General features: G+C 70.6%; 5 protein-coding genes. All 5 read left to right on the top strand.

Annotated elements, in window-relative coordinates; all coding sequences use genetic code 11:
- Positions 1–574 precede the first annotated feature (574 nt).
- The 5 genes from GSF22_RS29335 to GSF22_RS29315 all read left to right on the top strand — a co-directional run bounded on the left by GSF22_RS29335 (position 575) and on the right by GSF22_RS29315 (position 5,922).
- Positions 575–1,834, top strand: a complete 1,260-nt coding sequence (locus GSF22_RS29335) for a nucleotide sugar dehydrogenase (RefSeq protein ID WP_208817158.1) — start codon at positions 575–577, stop codon at positions 1,832–1,834.
- Positions 1,835–1,906: 72 nt separating this feature from the next.
- A complete protein-coding gene (locus GSF22_RS29330; protein ID WP_208817157.1) occupies positions 1,907–2,821 on the top strand; it encodes an NAD-dependent epimerase/dehydratase family protein in 915 nt (304 codons plus the stop codon).
- 1 nt (position 2,822) lies between these two features.
- Entirely contained in the window at positions 2,823–3,794 is a 972-nt protein-coding gene (locus tag GSF22_RS29325) for an NAD-dependent epimerase/dehydratase family protein (RefSeq protein ID WP_208817156.1), read from the top strand.
- A 26-nt stretch (positions 3,795–3,820) separates the two neighbouring features.
- Positions 3,821–4,942, top strand: a complete 1,122-nt coding sequence (gene wecB / locus GSF22_RS29320) for a non-hydrolyzing UDP-N-acetylglucosamine 2-epimerase (RefSeq protein WP_208817155.1) — start codon at positions 3,821–3,823, stop codon at positions 4,940–4,942.
- Positions 4,939–5,922 carry an alpha/beta hydrolase gene (locus GSF22_RS29315; protein ID WP_208817154.1) on the top strand — a complete coding sequence of 328 codons (984 nt, stop codon included), beginning with the start codon at positions 4,939–4,941 and terminating at the stop codon, positions 5,920–5,922. Before wecB ends, GSF22_RS29315 begins: the two co-directional genes overlap by 4 nt.
- Positions 5,923–6,059 lie beyond the last annotated feature (137 nt).

The following is a 6,059-nucleotide window of genomic DNA, read 5'->3' as shown; positions in this document are numbered from 1 at the left end:
GCCCAGGCTCGCCGGATTCGTTGGATTCGCCGGGCAGGGCGGCGTTGCGCCGACCGGTCGGCGGGTCGGAGACCTCAACGGCTCCTCACCCTTCGCCGGGGCACGATCGTCACACTCCGCACTGCTTCGGGAACCTCGCCGGCCAGCCAGTCGTTCTGGTTGAGCGGCGAGGTCAGCGGCCGTTGGCCGCCGCACGATGGGACCCGCTCCCGAAAATCTTTCTATACATTGATGTATTTGATTACAGCTAATCGCTTTCCGATTTAGGATAAACTCAGGAATGCGATTGATCAAATTTCAGACGGGGAGTTGATCCGCACCGCCTTTCCGATCCGGACACAACCACGGCTCCAGTCCGATGATCCGTTCGACCCGACACGTCCCGCACAATCCGCACCCAGGCCCGAGAACCTCGGCACATCACCGAAAAGCCGCTGTTTTCGCAGCTCAAATGGGCTGCTACAGGATCGGGAGCGGCTGCGCGCCCACCACGCCGACCGGGTCGACAATTGCGCCGCCAGATCGCAGACCAGTGCCACGAGCGTCGATCACCATCATGCCGGAGGTATTTGTCGTGCCCACCCTCGCCGTTGTCGGACTCGGTTATGTCGGTCTACCGATCGCCGTCGAAGCGCACCGCGCCGGGTTCTCGGTACGCGGCTACGACACCAGTCAGGCGGTCGTCGACGGGCTCCGTGCCGGCCGGTCCCACGTCGGCGACATCTCCGACGACGACGTGGCCGCACTGCTCGCCGCCGGCTTCGCACCGAGCACCGACGAGACCGTCCTCGACGGCGCCGACGTCGTCACGGTCTGCGTCGCCACCCCGCTGACCGTGCAGGGCGTGCCCGACCTCGGCGACGTACGGACGGCAGCCAGGACGGTCGGCCGGCACCTGTCCCGGGGCAGCCTGGTCGTGCTCGAATCGACCACCTATCCCGGTACCACCGACGGCGTCTTCGCCCCGATCATCGCCGATGTCTCCGGGCTCAAACCCGGCGTCGACTTCCACGTCGCGTTCTCCCCGGAGCGCATCGACACCGGCAACCCGGCCTACAACCTGCGCAACACCCCGAAGGTGGTCGGTGGACTGACCGAGGCGTGCTCGGTCGTGGCGACGGAGTTCTACCGACGCCTCTGTGACGAGGTGGTCGTCGCGACGTCCAGCCGGGAGGCCGAGATGTCCAAGCTGATCGAGAACACCTACCGCTTCGTCAACATCGCCCTGGTCAACGAGTTCGCCACGGCTGCCAGCGCCCTCGGGGTCGACCTCTGGAACGCCATCGGTTGTGCCGCCTCCAAACCCTTCGGCTTCCAGGCGTTCTACCCCGGGCCGGGCCTCGGCGGTCACTGCATCCCGAGCGACCCGGTGTACCTGGCCTACCAGAGTCGTTCGGTGGGACGCCCGTTGCAACTGGTGGAGATGGCCCGGACCGTCAACGACGGGATGCCGGCGCACGTGGTCGCCCGGGCACGGCAGATTTTGCACGAGGCGGGCCGGACCACCGAGGGGGCGAGCGTACTGCTCGCCGGCGTCTCCTACAAACGGGACAGCGCCGACGTGACCATCACCCCGGCCGAGCCGATCGCCCGGCTGCTGCGGGCCGCCGGGGCCACGGTCTGCTACAGCGATCCGCAGGTGCCGGCCTGGTCCGTCGACGGCGAGCCGGTCGCGTACGAGCCGGATCTGGGTGGGGCCGCCGGGCGGGCCGACCTCACCATCCTGCTCCAGGACCACAGTGGATTCGATCTCGATGCCCTGCCGTCGCAGGCCCGGCTGCTGCTGGACACGCGTGGCCGGCTCCGGCACGCCCACGTACCCACGCTCTGGTAACGGTCCACCCGATCCGTCCCAGCCCACGGCACACCACCCATCCACGGAACAAGCCCACGGGGAGGAAACAACATGCGCGCAGTCGTCACCGGTGGCAGCGGATTCCTCGGCAGCACCATCGCCCAGCACCTCCTGGAGGAGGGGCACGAGGTCACCATCCTCGACCGGGTGACCCCCGGCACGAAGGGACTCCCGGTGGACGCGCCCTTCGTGCAGGGCGACATCCGGGACCGTGACCTGCTCGACCGGGTCTTCGCGGGCGCCGACGAGGTCTACCACCTCGCCGGGGTCCTGGGCACCGCGGAACTCCAGGAAAGCGTCCGGGACGCCGTCGACATCAACGTCTCCGGCACGGTGAACGTCTTCGAGGCGGCCACCTCGCTGGGGGTTCCCCGGCTCTTCTACCCCGGCAAGCCCAACGTCTGGCTCAACACGTACACCATCACGAAGGATGCCGCCGAGCAGTTCGGCCGGATGTTCAACGGCTCGGGGGGTACCCGGATCTGTTCCCTGCGGTACTTCAACGCGTACGGCCCGGGCCAGTCGCTGCTCCCCATTCGCAAGATCATCCCGGCGTTCGCGGTGCAGGCCGTCCGGGGACTGCCGCTGGAGGTCTTCGGCGACGGGGAGCAGATCGTCGACATGATCTACTCGTACGACATCGCCGCGCTCACCGTCCGGTTCACCCGGACCGGACGGACCGACGTGGTCCCGGACTGCGGTACCGGGATCCGGATGAGCGTCAACGAGGTGGCCCGGTCGGTCAACGAGTACTTCGGTAACCGGGCCGGGATCCGGCACCTGCCGATGCGGCCCGGCGAGACGCCGAACACCGTCCTGACCGCGGACACCACCGCCCTCACCGAAATCCTCGGTGACCTCGCCGTCGCACCGTACGACTCGTCGCTGGCATCGACCCTCGACTGGTACGCCAAGCTCCCGCGGGAACTGCACGACAAGACGGTCGCCTTCTACGGCTGGGCCTGACATGCCGGTCCCGCTGACCACGCGACGGGTCCTGGTCACCGGGGGCGCCGGGTTCATCGGCTCGAACCTGGTACACCGGCTGGACCGGGCCGGTTGGCGCACGGTGGTGCTGGACGACTTCTCCACCGGCCGGCTGGAGAACCTGGCCGGCACCCGCGCCGAGGTGATCAAAGGTTCCGTCGGTGACCCTGCCGCCCTGGCCCGCGCCCTCGACGGGGTCAGCGCCGCAGTGCACCTGGCCGCCGAGACGTCCGTGCTCCGGTCGATGACCGAACCGATCGGCTGTCACGACCGCAACGTCACCGCCAGCCTGCACCTGCTGGAGGAGGCCTGCCGTCGGAACGTGCACGTCGTGCTCGCCTCCTCGGCGGCCGTGTACGGCGACCGGGAACAGTTACCGGTCCGGGAGGACGCCCGGACCACGCCGGTGAGCCCGTACGGGGCGAGCAAACTGGCGATGGAGCAGTACGCGGGCCTGTACGCCACCACCTTCCGCACCCGGGTACTCACCTTGCGGTTCTTCAACGTCTTCGGCCCCCACCAGTACGCGCACGGCGCCTGCCCGGTGGTACCCCGGTTCGTGCAGGCGGTGCTGCGGGGCGAACCGGTGACGATGTTCGGCAGTGGCCGGCAGTCCCGGGACTTCGTGCCGGTGTCGTTCGTGACCCGGGTCATCCACCGGGCGCTCGACGAGGGACTGACCGCACCGGGCCCGGTCAACGTGGGTTCGGGCACGGCCACCCCGATCAACCGGCTCGCCGAACTGGTGCAGCAGGTGACCGGCCGCGTGGTACCGGTCGTGCACCTGCCCGAACGTCCGGGTGAGATCCACGACTCGTACGCGGACGTGTCCCTGCTGCACCGGCTGCTCCCAGGGCTCGCCCGGATCTCCCTGCGCCGCGAACTCCAGGTCACGACGCGCTGGCTGGACGGGCAGTTCCGCAGGTCCCCCGCCCTCTCCTGCCATCCGTAGGCCAGCCCCGCCAGGAGGAGGACCAGTTGACGCAGGAGGAGGACCAGTTGAAGATCGCCGTGGTCGTCGGGATCCGCCCGCACTTCCCGAAACTGGCCGCGCTCCACCCGGCGCTGGCCGAACACCACCAGGTCGAGATCATCCACACCGGTCAGCACTTCGACCACGCTCTCTCCGGTGGGCTGCTCGACGAGTTCGGGCTCCCCCGCCCGACCCACCAGTTCGCCATCGGCGGGGGTGGACACGCCGAGCAGACCGCCCGGGGCCTGCTGGCCCTGGACCCGGTGCTGGCGGCTGCGCCACCGGACCTGGTCCTGGTGATCGGGGACGGGAACAGCACCCTGATCGGTGCCTTGGCGGCGGCGAAGCGGGGCATCCCGGTGGCCCACGTCGAGGCCGGCCTGCGCAGCCACGAGCCGGACCTGCCGGAGGAGGTGAACCGGCGCATCATCGACGCCGTCACCAGCCTGCACCTCTGCCCCACCGAGCATGCGGTACGCACCCTCGGCGGGGAGGGTGTGCAGGGTTCGGCGTTCTTCGTGGGTGACCTGCTGCTGGACACCCTCGACCAGCGCCGGGAGGCGGTGGCGGAACGTCTGGCCGCCTGGCGGTCGGCGGTGCCGGAGCTGAAGGAGGCCGCGCTGGTCACCTTCCACCGCAGCGGCACCCTCCGGGATCCGGCGACCCTGGCCGACGTCGTCGACGGGGTACGCCGGATGTCGTGCCCGGTGCTCTGCGTGCTCCACCCCGGCACGGAGAAGGCGCTGACCATGACGGGGCTCATCGGTGCCCTCCACGCCGCCGACCATGTCCGGCTGCTGCCGGCCCAACCGCACACCGACCTGCTCGCCCTGACCGCCGGGGTCGACCGGGTCTTCACCGACTCCAACGGGGTGCAGCGGGAGGCACTCTTCCTCGGCACGTCCTGTTTCATCCTGCGCCCGTCCACCGAGTACCCGGAGACCCTGGAGTTCGGTGCCGGCGAGTTGGTCGGTACGGACCCGGAGCGGATCGCCGCCGCCGCGCACACCGTCCTGCCGCCGGTGGACCCGGGACGGCTCCGCGCCGCGTTCGGCGACGGTCGGGCCGCCGCCCGGATCGCGGACGCCGTGACGACCTGGGCCGCGACCCGCAGGTCCGCCCGATGACCCTGCACCCACGGGCCCGGGCCGCCGTGGCCGGGCGGCAGCGGACGGTCCTGTCGGACCGTACCCTCGCCCGGGTCCGCCGCGAGGTGGACGAGGCGACCGCGACGGTGCCGGGTCCGCCGCTGCCGGTGCCGGTGACCGAGGTGGACGCGAACGGGGTGCCCGGCCGGCTGTACCTGCCGCAGCCGGCCGGGTCGGCAGCGGTGCCCGTCCTGCTCTACCTGCACGGCGGCGGGTGGACCACCGGCAGCGCGGCCGGATGGGACGCCCCGTGCCGACGGATCGCCCTGGTCTCCGGGTGGGCGGTGCTGTCCCTGGACTACCGGCTCGCGCCGGAACATCCGTACCCGGCGGCCGTGGACGACGTGGACGCCGCGCTGACCTGGCTGCGCGGTCCAGCGGCCCGGTACGGGATCGACGGCGGGCAGGTGGCCGTCGGTGGGGACAGCGCCGGGGCGTACCTGGCCACCGTGGCCGCCGGGCGGGCCCGTGACCGTCACGAACCGCTGGTCTGCCAGATCCTGGTGTACCCGGCACTCGATCCCGGGATGTCGTCCCTGTCGTACACCACGATGAACGGGTACATGTTAGACAGGACGGAGATGGAGTACTTCTGGACTTCCTTCCTGCCCGGGTCGGTGGACCGTACCGATCCGGCGGTGACGCCGCTGCGGGCGGACCTCACCGGACTCCCCCCGGCCCTGGTGCTCACCGCCGAGTACGACGTGCTCCGCGACGAGGGTGAGAGCTACGCCGCGCTGCTGGCCGAGGCCGGTGTTCCGGTCACCGCCACCCGGTACTGCGGGATGGTGCACGGCTTCTTCCGGCGCCCCGCCCTCTACGACGCGGCCACCGGCGCGGCCGACCAGGTGGGGGGCTTCCTGCGCGGTCGGTCGACCACGCCCCCGCAACCCGTCGCCGGTCCGCTTCCGTCGACCGTGCCCGCCCTCTCCGCACGCCATGGGAAAGGTGCCCCGTGATGGCCACCCGGAATCTCGACGCCCCACCGGTACCGACCGCGATCCGGCGCTGGGTCGACAGCCAGCCCGACGCGCCGGCCCTGGTGCACGGCGGTGGCACGGTCAGCTACGCCGAACTGTGGTCGGCGGCCCGGGGG

It is taken from the genome of Micromonospora echinofusca (assembly GCF_017614955.1).
Classification (GTDB): Bacteria; Actinomycetota; Actinomycetes; order Mycobacteriales; family Micromonosporaceae; genus Micromonospora; species Micromonospora echinofusca_A.
The sequence above is the reverse complement of the archived record's forward strand: the minus strand, read 5'-3'. Positions and strand labels throughout refer to the sequence as shown.